Origin of the sequence: Nocardioides sp. R-C-SC26 (assembly GCF_021246465.1) — a bacterium.
Taxonomy (GTDB): Bacteria; Actinomycetota; Actinomycetes; order Propionibacteriales; family Nocardioidaceae; genus Nocardioides.
The window spans coordinates 35,606-51,032 of the sequence record NZ_JAHRHK010000016.1 but is presented as its reverse complement, the minus strand read 5'-3'; the positions used below and the strand labels follow the sequence as shown (position 1 = coordinate 51,032).

At 70.4% G+C, this 15,427-nt stretch carries 16 protein-coding genes; 5 read left to right on the top strand and 11 right to left on the bottom strand.

Annotated features, from left to right (window positions below; genetic code table 11):
- The first annotated feature begins 9 nt into the window (after positions 1-9).
- Positions 10-597: an RNA 2',3'-cyclic phosphodiesterase gene (thpR, locus tag KSO97_RS14390; protein ID WP_232680107.1), complete on the top strand. Its 588-nt coding sequence runs from the start codon at positions 10-12 to the stop codon at positions 595-597.
- A gap of 201 nt (positions 598-798) precedes the next feature.
- Here thpR and pntB read toward each other — a convergent pair whose 3' ends face one another.
- Both pntB and KSO97_RS14380 read right to left on the bottom strand, forming a co-directional pair.
- Positions 799-2,220 (bottom strand): Re/Si-specific NAD(P)(+) transhydrogenase subunit beta, encoded by a 1,422-nt coding sequence (pntB, locus tag KSO97_RS14385; RefSeq protein WP_232680052.1) that lies wholly within the window; start codon positions 2,218-2,220, stop codon positions 799-801.
- Between the two features lie 4 nt (positions 2,221-2,224).
- Positions 2,225-3,715, bottom strand: a complete 1,491-nt coding sequence (locus KSO97_RS14380; protein ID WP_232680050.1) for a Re/Si-specific NAD(P)(+) transhydrogenase subunit alpha — start codon at positions 3,713-3,715, stop codon at positions 2,225-2,227.
- 203 nt (positions 3,716-3,918) lie between these two features.
- On the opposite strand from KSO97_RS14380, the gene KSO97_RS14375 reads away from it, so the two are divergent.
- On the top strand, positions 3,919-4,551 hold the full coding sequence (locus KSO97_RS14375) for a LysE family translocator (protein ID WP_232680049.1): 633 nt from the start codon (positions 3,919-3,921) through the stop codon (positions 4,549-4,551).
- Positions 4,552-4,726: 175 nt separating this feature from the next.
- Here the strand turns inward: KSO97_RS14375 and KSO97_RS14370 are convergent, their stop codons facing one another.
- The 5 genes from KSO97_RS14370 to upp form a co-directional block, all read right to left on the bottom strand.
- Positions 4,727-5,932: an ABC transporter permease gene (locus KSO97_RS14370; protein ID WP_232680047.1), complete on the bottom strand. Its 1,206-nt coding sequence runs from the start codon at positions 5,930-5,932 to the stop codon at positions 4,727-4,729.
- Positions 5,929-6,807, bottom strand: a complete 879-nt coding sequence (locus KSO97_RS14365; RefSeq protein WP_232680045.1) for an ABC transporter ATP-binding protein — start codon at positions 6,805-6,807, stop codon at positions 5,929-5,931. The genes KSO97_RS14370 and KSO97_RS14365 overlap by 4 nt, the downstream gene beginning before the upstream one ends.
- Positions 6,808-6,895: 88 nt before the next feature.
- Positions 6,896-7,546 (bottom strand): response regulator transcription factor, encoded by a 651-nt coding sequence (locus KSO97_RS14360; protein WP_232680105.1) that lies wholly within the window; start codon positions 7,544-7,546, stop codon positions 6,896-6,898.
- 182 nt (positions 7,547-7,728) lie between these two features.
- A complete protein-coding gene (locus KSO97_RS14355) occupies positions 7,729-9,042 on the bottom strand; it encodes a histidine kinase (protein ID WP_232680043.1) in 1,314 nt (437 codons plus the stop codon).
- A gap of 9 nt (positions 9,043-9,051) precedes the next feature.
- Positions 9,052-9,693 (bottom strand): uracil phosphoribosyltransferase, encoded by a 642-nt coding sequence (upp, locus tag KSO97_RS14350; RefSeq protein WP_232680041.1) that lies wholly within the window; start codon positions 9,691-9,693, stop codon positions 9,052-9,054.
- A 133-nt stretch (positions 9,694-9,826) separates the two neighbouring features.
- On the opposite strand from upp, the gene KSO97_RS14345 reads away from it, so the two are divergent.
- Genes KSO97_RS14345 through KSO97_RS14335 form a run of 3 tightly spaced genes read left to right on the top strand, consistent with a single transcriptional unit; the run spans position 9,827 to position 11,312 of the window.
- Positions 9,827-10,327, top strand: a complete 501-nt coding sequence (locus KSO97_RS14345) for a tRNA adenosine deaminase-associated protein (protein WP_232680039.1) — start codon at positions 9,827-9,829, stop codon at positions 10,325-10,327.
- 28 nt (positions 10,328-10,355) lie between these two features.
- Positions 10,356-10,844 (top strand): nucleoside deaminase, encoded by a 489-nt coding sequence (locus tag KSO97_RS14340; RefSeq protein WP_232680037.1) that lies wholly within the window; start codon positions 10,356-10,358, stop codon positions 10,842-10,844.
- A 9-nt stretch (positions 10,845-10,853) separates the two neighbouring features.
- Complete coding sequence (locus tag KSO97_RS14335; RefSeq protein ID WP_232680035.1) at positions 10,854-11,312, top strand: hypothetical protein; 459 nt, start codon at positions 10,854-10,856, stop codon at positions 11,310-11,312.
- 4 nt (positions 11,313-11,316) lie between these two features.
- On the opposite strand, the gene KSO97_RS14330 is transcribed toward KSO97_RS14335, so the two are convergent.
- The 4 genes from KSO97_RS14330 to KSO97_RS14315 form a co-directional block, all read right to left on the bottom strand.
- Positions 11,317-11,688 carry a VOC family protein gene (locus KSO97_RS14330; RefSeq protein ID WP_232680033.1) on the bottom strand — a complete coding sequence of 124 codons (372 nt, stop codon included), beginning with the start codon at positions 11,686-11,688 and terminating at the stop codon, positions 11,317-11,319.
- A gap of 67 nt (positions 11,689-11,755) precedes the next feature.
- The gene (locus KSO97_RS14325; protein ID WP_232680103.1) at positions 11,756-12,118 is read right to left on the bottom strand and encodes a DUF779 domain-containing protein; all 363 of its coding nucleotides are present in this window, start codon (positions 12,116-12,118) and stop codon (positions 11,756-11,758) included.
- A 168-nt stretch (positions 12,119-12,286) separates the two neighbouring features.
- Positions 12,287-13,810: an aldehyde dehydrogenase family protein gene (locus KSO97_RS14320; RefSeq protein WP_232680031.1), complete on the bottom strand. Its 1,524-nt coding sequence runs from the start codon at positions 13,808-13,810 to the stop codon at positions 12,287-12,289.
- A 116-nt stretch (positions 13,811-13,926) separates the two neighbouring features.
- Positions 13,927-15,147 (bottom strand): helix-turn-helix domain-containing protein, encoded by a 1,221-nt coding sequence (locus KSO97_RS14315; protein WP_232680029.1) that lies wholly within the window; start codon positions 15,145-15,147, stop codon positions 13,927-13,929.
- Positions 15,148-15,427 lie beyond the last annotated feature (280 nt).

Genomic DNA, 15,427 nt, shown 5'->3' with positions numbered 1-15,427 from the left:
GGCGTGGGTATGCGCATCTTCGTCGGCATCGCTCCTCCGGCCGCCGTGATCGAGCACCTCGACGCTTTCCTGGAGCCTCGCCGAGAGCACGGACCGTTCCGATGGAGCCTCGCCGAGCAGTTCCACCTCACGCTCGCCTTCGCCGACGATGCCCCCGACTGGACCTACGACCGGCTCGTCGAGGGGCTGGGCCGTGCCGCCGACCGTCGTGCGCGCTTCGAGATGCAGGTCGCCGGCGGCGGCTGCTTCCCCGACGTCGCGGCCGCGAAGCTGCTCTTCGCCGGCATCAGGCAGGGTGACGCCGCTCGCGAGGAGCTCGACCGTCTCGCGGCCGGCGCCCGCACCGCGGTGGCGCATGCCGGGATCGCCGTCGACGGCGCGCGGTTCCGGCCGCATCTCACCCTCGCGCGCACCAACAAGCCGGTGGAGATGACGAGCTGGGTCCGGGTTCTCGATACCTACGAGAGCCCGGTCTGGGAGGTCGCGGAGATCGCGCTCGTGCAGTCGCACCTCGGTGAGGGGCCGCAGCGGCGCCCCCGCTACGCCGTCCTCGAGACTTTCCCGCTCGGCGCTCCGCGACCGTGCGGGGAGCGGTGAGACAGCCACCGTTTCGCCGGTCGGGCGGTGAGCTGGATGGGATCTCGCGCTGTCGAAACCTCAGTGGCTCACCGCCCCGCGCGACCTCCTCGTCAGCCGAGCGCTCTGGACCTCGAGACGCCGCCGGCACCCCGTTGCTGGCGCGCCGGTGTGTCGACGGCTCCTCGATCTGCTCGCTCTGCTGGGCTCGCGACTTCGTCGCTAGCCGAGCGCTCGCACGATGTCGTCGACGCGGTCCTTGGCGTCACCGAAGAGCATCGAGGAGTTGTCCCTGAAGAACAGTGGGTTCTGCACTCCGGCGTAGCCGGCTGCCATCGACCGCTTGAACACCACGACGTCGCGCGCGTGCCACACCTCGAGCACCGGCATGCCGGCGATCGGCGAGTTCGGCTCGTCGAGTGCAGCCGGGTTCACCGTGTCGTTGGCGCCGATCACCAGCACGACGTCGGTGTCACCGAAGTCGTCGTTGATCTCGTCCATCTCGAGCACGATGTCGTAGGGCACCTTCGCCTCGGCGAGCAGCACGTTCATGTGGCCGGGCAGGCGTCCGGCGACAGGGTGGATGCCGAAGCGGACGTTGACGCCGCGCGCCCGGAGCCGCGCCGTCAGGTCGGCCACCGGGTACTGGGCCTGCGCCACCGCCATGCCGTAGCCCGGCGTGATGATCACCGAGGACGCCGACGCGAGCAGCTCGGCGGTCTCCTCGGCGGTGATCTCGCGGTGCTCGCCGTAGTCAGCGGCCTCGCCGGCGGGTGCCTCGATGCCGAAGCCGCCCGCGATCACCGAGATGAAGGAGCGGTTCATCGCCTGGCACATGATGAACGAGAGATAGGCGCCCGAGGAGCCGACCAGTGCGCCGACGATGATCAGCAGGTTGTTGTCGAGCAGGAAGCCGGAAGCGGCCGCTGCCCAGCCGGAGTAGCTGTTGAGCATCGAGACGACGACGGGCATGTCGCCGCCGCCGATGGAGGCGACCAGGTGCCAGCCGAGCACCAGCGCGAGCGCGGTGACCACGATCAGCAGCCACAGCTGCGGGTCGATCACGAACCAGACGGTCAGTGCGGCGAAGAGCGCGAGCGTGCCGAGGTTGATCAGGTTCTTGCCCGGCAGCATCAGCGGCGCGGACTTCATCTTCGCCGAGAGCTTCAGGTTCGCCACGATCGATCCGGTGAAGGTGACACCACCGATGAAGATGCCGATGAACACCTCTGCGCTGTGGATCCCGAGCAACCCGGCGCCTTCGAGTACCTGGGTGTCGACGGAGTCGGGGTGGGCCTCGATGTGGAGGTAGCCGTTCCAGCCGACGAGCACGGCGGCCAGACCCACGAAGCTGTGCAGCAGCGCGATGAGCTCGGGCATCCCGGTCATCTCGACCGTGCGGGCCAACTGCAGGCCGATACCGGCGCCGACCACGACCGCGACCACGAGCAGCACGGCGCCGAGCCCGTCGACGTCGGTGTCGAACGCGACCACGGTGGCGACGACGAGGGCGGTGGCCATACCGAGGATGCCGAAGTAGTTGCCGAGCTTGGCCGACTCGTGGCGCGAGAGCCCGGCGAGCGCCAGGACGAAGAGGAGCGCGGCGACGAGATAGGCCGCGACAGAGGCAGAAGTGACGTCCATCGGGTCAGCTCCTCGAGAACATGGCGAGCATGCGGCGAGTCACCGCGAAGCCACCGAAGACGTTGATGCTCGCGAGCAGGATCGCCACGAACGAGATGACGGTGATCAGGTCGTCGCCCTTGCCGATCTGCAGCAGCGCACCGACGACGATGATCCCGCTGATCGCGTTGGTCACCGACATGAGCGGAGTGTGCAGCGCATGGTGCACGTGGCCGATCACGTAGTAGCCGATCACGATCGCGAGTGCGAAGACGGTCAGGTTGAGCTGCAGCTGCGGCGGCGAGATACCGATCAGCACGAAGAGCAGCGCGGCGATCCCACCGACGACGCCGAGGCGGGCGCCGTCGCTCAGCGGAGCCTTGGGCTCCTTGACCGGTGCCGGCTCGGCAGGAGCGGTGGTCGCCTGCGGAGCCGCGGAGACCTGCACGGCCGGCGGTGGCCACATCGTCTCGCCGTCGCGGGTGATGGTGATGCCTCGCTGGATGACGTCATCCATGTCGAGGATGAGTTCGCCGTCCTTGGCCGGCGTCAGCAGCTTGAAGAGGTTGACGATGTTGGTGCCGTACAGCTGCGAGGTCTGGGCGGCCAACCGGCCCGAGAGGTCGGTGTAGCCGAGCACGACGACGCCGTTGTCGGTCACGACCTTCTCGTCGGCGCGCGTGGCGGCGCAGTTGCCGCCGTTGGCCGCCGCCATGTCGACGACGACACTGCCGTTCGCCATCGCAGCCACGGTCTCGGCGGTGATCAGGCGAGGGGCGGGGCGGCCGGGGATGAGGGCGGTCGTGATGACGATGTCAGCGGCGCGAGCCTCCTCGTCGTACATCGCGGCCGTCGCCGCCTCCTGCTCCGCGGTCATCTCCTTGGCGTAGCCGTCCGAGCTGACCTCGGTCTCCATCTCGACGCGCACGAACTCCGCGCCCATCGACTCGACCTGCTCGGCCACCTCGGGCCGGACGTCGAAGGCCCGCACGATCGCGCCCATCGAGCGCGCCGCACCGATCGCGGCCAGGCCGGCGACGCCCGCACCGATGACGAACACGCGCGCCGGCGGCACCTTGCCGGCGGCCGTCACCTGACCGGTGAACTGGCGTCCGAACTCGTGGGCGGCCTCGATCACCGCGCGGTAGCCGGCGACGTTGGCCATCGAGGAGAGCACGTCCATCGACTGGGCGCGCGAGATCCTCGGGACGGCGTCCATCGCCAGGCCGGTCACACCTGCTGTCGCGAGCTGCCCGACCAGTTCGGGGCTGCGGCCCGGCGCCATGAGGGACACGACCGTGGCACCACGACGCAGGCGCGCGATCTCGGCGGCGCTCGGGGCGTTCACCTTGACCACGACGTCGCTGCCCCAGACCTCGTCGGCTCCGACCACGGTGATGCCGGCCGCGCTGAAGGCCGCGTCGTCCTGGCTGGCGGCGTCGCCGGCGCCCGCCTCGACGACGACGTCGTAGCCGAGCGCGGCGAGCTGGGACGCCGTCTTCGCGGTGGCTGCCACGAGAGTCTCGCCGGGGCGTGACTCGCGGGGGATTCCGATCCGCACCCTGTGCCTCCTGGTGGTAGCTGGTGACCGCCGACCTGCGTCAGCGATCGGTCGGGCCGCCCTGGTGGTCGGCCGACGCGACAACGTACCCACCCCCGCGGGTGACGGGTCTCACAATCACATGGCGATACGCCGTCGATCACCGGCACACTGCGGAGGTGATCTCTCTCGACCAGGCAGTCGCGTTCGGGCTGGCCGCCGGCATCCTCATCGTGATCCCCGGACCCAGCGTCGTCTTCGTGATCGGGCGCGCGCTCTCCTACGGCCGGGGGGTGGCCCTGGCGAGCGTGCTCGGCAACACCCTGGGCCTGCTGGTGATCATGCTGTTGCTCGCCGCCGGTCTCGGCGTCATCGTCGCCGAGTCGATCCTGGTCTTCACCGTCATCAAGATCGTCGGAGCCGCCTACCTGGTCTGGCTCGGCTTCCAGGCGATCCGCCACCGCAGCGGCTTCACGCGCAGCGAGCTCGGCGGCCCCAGGCTCGCGCCACCGACCGCGGTCAGGCAGGGCTTCGTGGTCGGCGTCTCGAACCCGAAGGCGTTCATGATCTTCGGAGCGTTGCTCCCGCAGTTCGTCGACCGTGGAGCCGGCCACATCCCGGCGCAGCTGCTCCAGCTCGGCATCATCGCCGTCGTGCTCGGGTTCGTCCTCGACAGCGTCTGGGCGCTGGCCGCGAGCCGGGTGCGCACCTGGTTCACCGCCACCCCACGCCGCGGCGAGGCGATCGGTGCCATCGGCGGCGTCTCGATGGTGGGACTCGGCGTCGCGCTCGCCGTGAGCGACCACCGCTGACGGTGGTTGAGAGCCCCCGTCGGCCGAGGTCGACGCCCATCTCACCGGGTCTCGAGACGGCCCTCGTTCCTCGGGCCCCTCGACCCCCGTTCGGGTGTCGGTGGTCGAGGAGGTCGCTCTGCGACCGTCACGAGACCCGATCAGTCGACCGGGTCTCGTGACGGCGCCGTTCGCGTCACGCCGCTGACGACTCCGTCTTCCGTGACGACGCGATCGCCTCCTTGAACGTGATGCGACGTCCGGTCTGCAACAGGGTCCGCTCGTAGATGCTGGCCGAGAGCCGCACCAGCAGGACGGCGGCGAGCACGGTCGTGCCGACGGCGACCCCGAGCTGCCACATCGGCACGTCACCCTCGGCGAGGCGGTACGGCATCATCATCGTGGAGACGATCGGCAGCATCGAGACGACCGTCTTCACCCCCGCGCCGGCGGTGACGGCCAGGATGTAGGGCGCGAACAGGATCATCTGGAGCGGAGCCGTGGTGCCGTTGAGGTCCTGCTGGCGGCCGGCGAGAGAGCCGGCGACGGTCCACAGCGTGGCCAGGGCGATGAAGCCGAGCACGAAGAACAGCACGTACCAGCCGATGGCAGGTCCGACGACGCTGAGGGCGTGGCCGTTGTCGGTGACGAGGAGCGCGATCACCCCGACCGCGGCGAGCACGACGGTCTGTCCGATCGCCAGCACGCTGCTGCCGATCACCTTGCCCCACAGCATCGCGCGCACCGGGACGGCGGCCGCGAGGATCTCGACCACGCGACTCTCCTTCTCCTGGGTCACCGTCGCGGCGATCTGCATGCCGTAGCCCAGGGCCATCAGGTAGAAGAGCAGCACGAAGACGAACGCGGCGACCTGTCGTAGACCGTTGTCGCCCGCGTCGGGGTCGAGCAGCCGTTCGCCGACCTGGGTGCCCGAGGTCAGTGCACCGAGGTCGACGCCCGACTCGCCGGCGTTGCGCTCGAGGGCCAGCTGGGTCGCCGTCTGGCCGACCCACTGGGTGATGCTGGTGTCGACGTCGTCCTGTCCGACCAGGTCGTAGCCCGACGAGCTCGGCAGGAGTGCGGCGTCCACGTCGCCGTCGGTGACGGCCTTCTCGGCGGCTTCGGCGTCCTCGAACTCGCTGATCGTGAAGCGGACATCGGCGTCGCCGGCCTTCGCGTTGTCGTTCGCGGTGGTCACGACGGTCTGGCCCGGCTGGTCGATGACGGCGATCTCGTGCGTCGACGTCCGCCCCGACATCAGGGTGAAGGCGATGATCATGCCTACGATCGAGGCGACCAGCAGGGCGAAGGTGATCACGAAGGACTTGCTGCGCACCTGGGTGGTGATCTCGCGCTGCGCGACGACCTTCCACAGGCCGCGGGGGGTGGTGGCGGTACTCATCGGGTGACCTCCCGGAAGATCTCGGACAGGGGTTGGCGCACGCGGGCGAGCTCGAGCACCGGCGCGCGACCCACGACGGTGCTGGCCAGCTCGCTCGCGCCGATGCCGTCGAGGGTGAGGAGAGCCGTCGCGCCGTCGACGTCGTCGACCCGGACGCCGCGGACGTCGCGCAGCCACGCCGCGTCCTGGCCGTCGAGCACGACGCGGTAGCGCTCCTCGCCGTGGCCGCGAAGCTCCTCGACCGATCCTGCCGCTACGACCCGCCCGGCGGAGAGCACGACCAGGTCGTCGCAGAGCCGCTCGACGAGGTCGAGCTGATGGCTGGAGAAGAGCAGCGGCACGTCGGCGGCCTCGACGTGCAGCAGGTCGATCATGGAGTCGACGGCGAGCGGGTCGAGACCGCTGAACGGCTCGTCGAGCACGAGCGCGCCCGGCTGGTGGATCAGCGAGGCCGCGATCTGCACGCGCTGCTGGTTCCCGAGGGACAGGTCGTCGAGCAGCGACGTCGCGCGTTCCTCCAAGCCGAAGTGCGCGAGCAGGTGGTCGGCTCGGCTGCGCGCCTGCGACGTCGACATGCCGTGCAGGCGACCGAAGAACACCAGCTGCTCGCGTACCTGCATGCGCGGGTAGAGACCGCGCTCCTCCGGCATGTACCCGAAGTTGCGGCGCAGCTCGGCGGTCGCGGGCGCGCCGTCCCAGAGGACCTCGCCCGAGGTCGCGCCGAGGACTCCCATCAGCATCCGCATGGTGGTGGTCTTGCCGGCGCCGTTCGCCCCGACGAAGCCGGTCATCCGGCCCGGCCGCACGGTGAACGACACGTCGTCGACGACGCGGGTGTCGCCGAAGACCCTGGTCAAGGACTGTGCTTCCAACATGGCTACGACGCTAGGGCGGTCACGTGGTCGGGCGCCTCGGCCATGAGAGTGAAACCACCCTCCGCCGTACGACGGAGGGACCGCTGCCTCAGCGCGCCACGTCGTCCATCACGCCGGACTCGTAGGCCGCGATCACGGCCTGCACGCGGTCGCGCACCCCGAGCTTGGCGAGCACGTTGGAGACATGGGTCTTCACGGTCGCCGCGCTCACGACGAGAACATCCGCGATCTCGGCATTGCTCTGGCCGCGGGCCATCGCCACCAGCACGTCGCGCTCGCGTTCGGTGAGGTCGGAGATGCGCGGGTCGAGTGTCCGCGCGCCACCCGACGTCGATCGCGCGATCACGCGCTGGGTCACCTCGGGAGCGAGGAGCGCGTGGCCCGCTGCCACGTGGCGGATCGCGGCGACGAGGTCGTCGGGCGGACAGTTCTTGAGCAGGAACCCACTGGCCCCGGCCTGCAGTGCCGCGAAGAGGTAGCCGTCGTCGTCGAAGGTCGTCAGGATCAGGATCGAGGTCCCGGGCGAGGCCGCCGCGATCTGTTCGGTCGCGGCGATGCCGTCCATGCCGGGCATCTGCACGTCCATGAGCACGACGTCGGGTGCCAGCGCGGCGGCGGCCTCGATCGCGCCGGCACCGTCGGCGGCCTCGCCGACGACCTCGATGTCGTCCTCGACGGAGAGGATCAGTCGGAATCCGGCGCGGATCAGCTCCTGATCGTCGACCAGCAGTACGCGCACGGGGTCACTCACGTCGTCATCCTGCCCGGTGACGGTTTCCCTGGAACCTCCCTGAGCCAGTGGTCGGGGACGTCGCTCTACGACCGTCACGCGACGCTGGTGGTCGAGGAGGTCGCTCTGCGACCGTCACGCGACCTGCTCATCGCGCGGGGTGGCTCCGTGAGGCTCGCTGCGCTCGCTCCTCAACCGGTGACCTCCGTCGAGACGACCGGCACGCGCACACGCACGCGGAAGCCACCGGCCGGGCGAGGTCCGATCTCGGCGACGCCGCCGTGCATCGTCGCACGCTCGCTAATACCCCGCAGGCCGAAGCCCCCGGACGGCGAGGCACCAGACGCCGCACCGGTGGAGGCGCCTCGCGGCCTGCCGTCGTCCACGATCTCGACCTCGACCCACGACGTCGTCGCACCGGCATCGCCCGGCGGAGGCTCGGGTGGCGTGCCGGGCAGGTAGCGCAGCGTGACGGAGGCGTGCTTGGCCCCCGCGCCATGTCGACGTACGTTGCTCACCGCCTCCTGGGCGATGCGGAAGATCGAGAGCCCGACCGTCGCCGGCACGGGGAAGGGATCGCCGACGACGCGGTACTCCACCGCGGGGATGTCGGCGCTGGTCAGCGTGACCAGGTCGCCCAGGCCCGGCTGCGGTGCGCGGTCGCCGTCGGCCGTGCCCTCACGGAGCAGGCCGACCAGCTGATGCATCTGGGTGACGGCGTCGCGCGCGGCGCGGCCGATCGTCTCGAGCGCCGCGCGGGAGGCGTCCGGATCACGGTCGATCACCCGCGCTGCTCCGGCGGCCTGCACGCCGATGCCGCTCACGTGGTGGGCGACGACGTCGTGCAGGTCGCGCGCGATCCGCACCCGCTCGTCGTGCAGGGCTCGCTCCTGCTCGACCTCGACAGAGCGGCGCTCGGCCTCCTGCTGCTCGGCGATCAGCGCCAGACGTCGTGCACTGAGGTAGGCCCCGTGGCCCCAGGCGATCGCCCCGCCGAAGTAGGCGATGTTGATCGCGGTCGAGTAGAGGAACTGTGCGACGTCGGCCGGGAGGAGCCCGAAGGACCCGCCGACCAGCACGTCGGGCTGGAGCAGCGCCCAGAAGAGCCAGCCGAACATGGCCGCGAGCACGACGGCGGTGACGACGAGGAGGGCGCGCGGCCGGGAGGACCACGCCCAGGCGGCATACAGCGAGGCGAACATGATCATCTGGATGGTGAACGTCGCACCGACCTCGCCGAGTCGCTCGCCGACGTAGATGAACAGCGCGGACTCGGCGGCCAGGATCGTCAACGGGAAACGGCGACGTCCCGACAGCAGGAGACCTGCCAGCGCGAACATCGCGTAGCCCTCGACGCCGCCGGCGCCGAGCGAGGTGCCGTAGCTGCTGTGCCACAGCTCGACCGACAGCACGCTGACGACCGCAGCGGCGACGGCCAGGACGACGTCGTTGCGTCGCTGCTCCGGTGTCGGCCCGGGTCGGCTCCAGGCGCGGTCGAGGAGCACGGGCTCGGGTCAGCCCGCGATGCCGTAGAGCCGGTCGCCGGCGTCGCCGAGACCGGGCACGATGTAGCCCTTCTCGTTGAGTCGCTCATCCATGGCGGCGACCACGACCGTGACCGGCACATCGAGTCCGTCGAGCTCGCGCTCGAGGTTGGCGCACCCCTCGGGCGCGGCGAGCAGGCACACGCACGTGATGTCGTCGGCACCGCGGTCGACGAGGAACTGGATGGCGGCGGCCAGCGTTCCGCCGGTGGCCAGCATGGGGTCGAGCACGTAGCACTGGCGACCCGAGAGGTCCTCGGGCAGCCGTTCGGCATAGGTCGAGGCGGTGAGCGTCTCCTCGTTGCGCACCATGCCGAGGAAGCCGACCTCGGCTGTCGGGAGCAGCCGCATCATGCCGTCGAGCATGCCGAGGCCCGCCCGCAGGATGGGCACCACCAGCGGCTTGGGAGTCGCCAACTTGGTGCCGGTCATCGGTGCCACCGGCGTCTCGATCGGGTCGGGCTCGACCCGTACCTTCCGCGTCGCCTCGTAGGCGAGCAGCGTGACCAGTTCGTCGGTGAGGTTGCGGAAGGTCGGCGAGTCCGTGCGGACGTCGCGGAGGACGGTGAGCTTGTGAGCCACCAGCGGGTGGTCGACGACCAGCGTGCGCATGGTGAGAACCATAGACGTCGGCGCTTCGCTGCCACGCGGCCCGCGGTGCTCGGGGCGGGCGCGCGACCCACGCAGGCGCCGCGCCGCCGTCATGGGGGTTGGCCCGCCTCCGTGATCGTGTCACGCTGAGCCCATGGTCGAGCAGCTCGATGCCGTCGACTTCGCCCTCGCCGCCTACCGCGAGGGCACCGAGTGGCGCCTCGCCGAGCTGGCGCACGACGTCCTCGACGACGTCGAGACCCTCGTGCACGCGCTTCGTCGCTTCAGCGCCGACGGCGTCGCCGTCGGCATGGTCGGCGTCGACGAGGACTTCTTCGTGCTCGTTCGCGTCGACTCCGCCGAGGTGCGGATGGTGCTCTCCGACGTCACCGCGGCGGAGGAGTGGGAACTGGCCGACACGGTGCTGGAGCACCTCGGCCTGCCGGTGCTCGACGAGGACGACGACGAGCCGGCTCCCGCGGGCGACTTGGAGCTGCTGGCCGACCTGGGCATGAGCGCGCCGGAGTTGGCCGACCTGCTCGACGAGATGCTCGAGGACGAGGAGATCTACCCCGACGAGGCGCTGCTCGAGGTCGCCGTCCGGCTCGGTTTCGGCGACCTGTTCGAGGACGCCGTCGGCCTGACCACGGCCTGAGAGATCGCCTCCAGCACCCTCGAGGTGGATGATCGACGTCGTGGACGACTGGACCGCGGCGATGACGCTCGCCCTCGGCGAGGCGCGCGCGGCGCTGCGGACCGACGACGTCCCGATCGGCGCCGTGGTGCTCGACGAGGCAGGCCAGGTGCTCGGTGTCGGCCGCAATCTGCGCGAGGCCGAGCACGATCCGACCGGGCACGCCGAGGTCGTCGCGCTGCGTGCGGCGGCCCGCGCCCGCGGCGAGTGGCGGCTCGAGGGCTGCACGCTCGTCGTCACCCTCGAGCCGTGCACGATGTGCGCCGGTGCCGCCGTGCTCGCCCGGGTGGCGCGGGTCGTGTTCGGGGCCTTCGACGAGAAGGCGGGCGCGGCCGGGTCGCTCTGGGACGTCGTGCGCGATCGCCGGCTCAACCACCGGCCCGAGGTGATCACCGGTATCGGCGCGGACGAGTCCGCCGCTCTGCTGCGGGAGTTCTTCGGCCGCCAGCGCGCGGGCGGCGCGCCCGGCATCCTCTAGCCTCTCGCCATGACGCGACGGCGCTCCTGGTTCGCCGCGGGCGCGACGGCTTTCGCCCTGCTGGTTCCGTTCGCCGCCTGCAGCGATGACTCCGGCGGCGACGCCGTCTCCTCGACCGGGCAGGTCGACGAGACGGCGACGGGCGAGGAGTCGAACGGGCCGGCCGACGACGACTCCGACGGCGAGCTCGGTCCGGCGGGAGGGGTCGCCTACGTCGAGGTGCAGGGCGCTGACGCGACCGTCGCCGTCTCGCCCGCCGGATTCGACCCGGCCGAGACCACCATCGCCGTCGGTGACGTCGTGAAGTTCACCGCCGGAGACGGCGGCATCTACGGCGTCGTGGTCGGCGACCTCGACGGCTACACGGTGACCAGCGGCCTCGACGCGTTCTTCGAGTTCGACCTGCCCGGCACCTTCGTCGTCGGCGAGGACATCTCCGGAGCGACGGCATCCGTCGTCGTGGAGTAGCCGGTCAGGTGAGTTCGCTCTCCGCCGCGTGGCTGCTCGTGACGCAGAACTCGTTGCCTTCCGGGTCGGTGAGGGTCACCCACACCAGGCCCGACTCGCCGCGCGTGCCGACGACCTGAGCCCCGGCGGCCACCAGCTGCTCGACGGCGGCATCCATGTCGGGGGCACCGAGATCCAGGTGCAGTCGGTTGTGACCGGGGGTCGGCTCGGCGACCTTCTGGAAGCCGAGGTTCACCGGGAGGGTGCCGCCGGCGATGATGACGAACTCCCCTTCCGCGTCGAAGACGGGCGAGGCGTCGAACTGCCGTGCCCACCAGGCCGCCAGGGCGCTGGCGTCGAGGGCGTTGGTCGTGATCATGCCGAGGGTCAGGGTCATGCGCCCGAAACTAGACCCGGCCTCCGACAGTCATGGGACCGTCGGAGGCCGGGCGATGAGGAGGCGCTCAGCGATCGCGCGCCACGACCTCCTCATCGGTCAGCAGGCGCGACCGGATGAGGAATCGCACGCCGTAGGGCGCCTCCAGCGAGAAGCCGGCGCCGCGTCCCTTCACGACGTCGATGGTGAGGTGGGTGTGCGACCAGTACTCGTACTGCGACTTCGACATCCACACCGGCACCGGGCGCGCCAGCCCGATGTCGAGATCGCCGAGATGGACGTCGGCGTCCCCGAGGAGGAAGTCGCCGTCGGGGTAGCACATCGGTGCCGACCCGTCGCAGCACCCACCCGACTGATGGAACATCACCGGGCCGTTGCGTTCGGTGAGGTCGCGCAGCAGTCCGGAGGCTGCGTCGGTCACGTCGACCATGCTCATCGGTCTCCTTTCGTGGCGGTGGTAGTCGGGGCGACGTGTGACCTGGAGTCCGGGTCGGTGCGCTCCCGTCTCACCGGGTCTCGACGCGCTTTCCCGACCTCGTGCCTCGGTCGCGACGCTCGCTCGACCACCGGCGATCGGGACTTCGTTCCTCAGTCCCGATCAGAAGAACCCGAGAGCGTCGGGGGAGTAGGACACCAGCAGGTTCTTGGTCTGCTGGTAGTGGTCGAGCATCATCTTGTGGGTCTCGCGCCCGATGCCCGACTGCTTGTAGCCGCCGAACGCCGCGTGGGCGGGGTAGGCGTGGTAGCAGTTGGTCCACACCCGGCCGGCCTTGATCGCCTTGCCGGCACGGAAGGCCTGGGACCCGTCGCGCGACCACACACCGGCGCCGAGGCCGTAGAGGGTGTCGTTGGCGATCTTGAGCGCGTCGGCCTCGTCGTCGAACGAGGTCAGCGAGACGACCGGTCCGAAGATCTCCTCCTGGAAGATCCGCATCGAGTTGTCGCCCTCGAAGATCGTCGGTTGCACGTAGTAGCCCTCGGCCAGGTCGCCGTCGAGGACCGCGCGCTCGCCACCGGTGAGCACCCGCGCTCCCTCCTGCTTGCCGATGTCGATGTAGGACAGGATCTTCTCCAGCTGGTCGTTGGAGGCCTGCGCGCCGATCATCGTCTCGACGTCGAGCGGGTTGCCTTGCTTGATCTGCTCCACGCGCTTGACCGAGTCCGAGACGAAGTCGGAGTAGATCGAGCTCTGCACGAGCGCGCGCGAGGGGCAGGTGCAGACCTCGCCCTGGTTGAGCGCGAACATCGCGAAGCCCTCGAGAGCCTTGTCGTAGAAGGCGTCGTTCTGGGCAGCGACGGACTCGAAGAACAGGTTCGGGCTCTTGCCGCCGAGCTCGAGCGTCACCGGGATGATGTTCTGGCTGGCGTACTGCATGATCAGGCGGCCGGTCGTGGTCTCGCCGGTGAAGGCGACCTTCGCGACGCGGGGCGACGATGCCAGCGGCTTGCCGGCCTCGACGCCGAAGCCGTTGACGACGTTGAGGACGCCGGCCGGCAGGAGGTCGCCGACGAGCTCCATCACCTTCAGGATCGACCACGGCGTCTGCTCGGCGGGCTTGAGTACCACGCAGTTGCCGGCTGCGAGAGCGGGAGCGAGCTTCCAGACCGCCATCAGGATGGGGAAGTTCCACGGGATGATCTGGCCGACCACGCCCAGCGGCTCGTGGAAGTGGTAGGCCATCGTGTTCTCGTCGATCTCGCCGATCGAGCCCTCCTGGGCGCGGAGGCAGCCGGCGAAGTACCGGAAGTGATCGATCGCGAGCGGCAGGTCGGCGTTGAGGGTCTCGCGGACCGGCTTGCCGTTCTCCCACGTCTCGACGACCGCGAGCATCTCCAGGTTCGCCTCCATGCGGTCGGCGATCTTCAGCAGGATGTTGGCGCGCTCGGTGGTCGAGGTGCTCGCCCAGCCGTCGGCGGCGGCGTGTGCGGCGTCCAGGGCGGCGTCGATGTCCTCCGACGTGCCCCGGCCGACCTCGCAGAACGGCTTGCCGTTGACCGGGGAGATGTTCTCGAAGTACTCGCCCCTCACCGGAGCGACCCACTCGCCGCCGATGTAGTGGCCGTAGCGGCTCTGGACGGTGGCCAGTGAGTCGGGCTGGCCGGGCGCTGCGTAGACGGTCATGACGCTCCTCGGGTTGGGTGAATGTGACCTGAGTCACACCCTAGGAACGCGGACGTTGCGTCGACGTTGCCTGCGGCGGACGCCTGTCGCGACGCCCGCACCGTGGGCGGAGACTGCTACAGGAGTTCGCGATCGAGGCGGGCCAGCTGTCCGTCGATGAGGCTGAGCATCGGCGACGTCGCAGCCACGACGTCGCGCTGGGCCGACCACATGTCGTAGTCGTCGCGGCCCCATGCCGAGCGGGTCCAGGCCGACATCAGGTCGGCGTGCCGGGAGCGCAGCAGTGCGTGGCGCATCGCGTTCTCCAGCGCCTCGCGGATGCGCACGACGCCGGGCGCCGTGGAGCGCGGCAGGATCGGACCCTGGTAGGTGCGCATCGCCGCGCGGACGTCGCCCGCGGCGAGTTGGGCCTCGGCGGCGAGCCAGTCCGCGCTCACGCGGGCGTCGAGCCGGTAGGGCCGGGAGGCGAGCAGCTCGTCGCCCAGCAGTCCGCGCAGCCGGTTCAGCTCGGCGCGCAGGGTGGAGGCGCCCCCGTCGTCCTCGTAGAGGAGCACGGCGAGCTCGTCGCCGGAGAGGCCGCGCGGAGCGGAGGCGAGCAGCAGCAGGATCTCACTGTGTCGCGGGCTGAGTCGGACGGTCGTGACGCGACCGCGTCCGTCGTCCACGGTGGTGAGGGACTCGGTGCGCCCGAGCGATTCGAGCACGATGCTCAGACCGGAGCCGCCCGATGTGGCCGCCGGCGGCGTCAGGGCGTGTTCGCGCGCGAGCTCGGCCTCGGCCAGTCGGGCTGCGGCGCGCACCATCGCCATGGTCTGCGGGACGACGATCTGGTCGCCTCCGGTGACGTCGAGGACGCCGAGCAGCTGGGCGGTGCCCGGGTCGTGGATCGGGGTCGCCACGCAGCTCCACGGCTGCACGCTGTTGCGGAAGTGCTCGGCCCGCGTGATCGTCGCCGGGCGGTTGGTGGCGAGCGCCAGGCCCGGCGCGTTGGTGCCCGCCAGGCGCTCGTCCCAGTTGCTGCCCTCGACGAACCCGATCTTCTCGGCCGTGCGCAGGGTGGACGGCGCACCGCACACCCACAGCAGGTTGCCCTCGGCGTCGCCGATCGCCATCACGGCGTCGCAATCGCGCACGGCCTGGCCCAGGACGTCGTCCAGCAGCGGAAAGACGCGCGCGAGCGGGTGCGCGGCGCGCAGGCTCGTCAGCTCCCGCTCGGCGACGGTGATGGGCGCCTCGGTCTGGTCGGCGCTCACCCCGGCAGCGGCGGAGCGCTGCCACGACTCCGCCACCTCAGCGCGCATGCCGCGCTCGGTGCCGCCCATGACTCCAGTAGACATCGCCGATGGTCTCCTCGCCAGTGAGAGATGTGACGAGGGTCTCGAAACCAACGTTGCACCTGCGTTGCGGGTCGGTGGTCCAGAGCCCGAGCGGTGGGTCGTCCCCCGGTGGTCGAGGGCGAGGCCGGCGAGTCAGTGCCCGGCGGTCGAGGGGTGCGGCGGGCGAGTCGTCCTCCGGCGGTCGACGGTTGCGGCGGGTGAGTCGTCCTCCGGTGGTCGAGGAGGGCCGAGGAACGAGGCCCGACTCGAAACCACCCGCCACTCGATTACCCCGCTCCGC

Coding starts and splice junctions, on each gene's coding strand:
- thpR (WP_232680107.1), top strand. CDS start 10: ATGCGCATCTTCGTCGGCATCGCTCCTCCGGCCGCCGTGATCGAGCAC.
- pntB (WP_232680052.1), bottom strand. CDS start 2,220: ATGGACGTCACTTCTGCCTCTGTCGCGGCCTATCTCGTCGCCGCGCTC.
- KSO97_RS14370 (WP_232680047.1), bottom strand. CDS start 5,932: ATGAGTACCGCCACCACCCCCCGCGGCCTGTGGAAGGTCGTCGCGCAG.
- KSO97_RS14365 (WP_232680045.1), bottom strand. CDS start 6,807: ATGTTGGAAGCACAGTCCTTGACCAGGGTCTTCGGCGACACCCGCGTC.
- upp (WP_232680041.1), bottom strand. CDS start 9,693: ATGCGCACGCTGGTCGTCGACCACCCGCTGGTGGCTCACAAGCTCACC.
- KSO97_RS14345 (WP_232680039.1), top strand. CDS start 9,827: ATGGTCGAGCAGCTCGATGCCGTCGACTTCGCCCTCGCCGCCTACCGC.
- KSO97_RS14340 (WP_232680037.1), top strand. CDS start 10,356: ATGATCGACGTCGTGGACGACTGGACCGCGGCGATGACGCTCGCCCTC.
- KSO97_RS14335 (WP_232680035.1), top strand. CDS start 10,854: ATGACGCGACGGCGCTCCTGGTTCGCCGCGGGCGCGACGGCTTTCGCC.
- KSO97_RS14330 (WP_232680033.1), bottom strand. CDS start 11,688: ATGACCCTGACCCTCGGCATGATCACGACCAACGCCCTCGACGCCAGC.
- KSO97_RS14325 (WP_232680103.1), bottom strand. CDS start 12,118: ATGGTCGACGTGACCGACGCAGCCTCCGGACTGCTGCGCGACCTCACC.
- KSO97_RS14320 (WP_232680031.1), bottom strand. CDS start 13,810: ATGACCGTCTACGCAGCGCCCGGCCAGCCCGACTCACTGGCCACCGTC.
- KSO97_RS14315 (WP_232680029.1), bottom strand. CDS start 15,147: ATGTCTACTGGAGTCATGGGCGGCACCGAGCGCGGCATGCGCGCTGAG.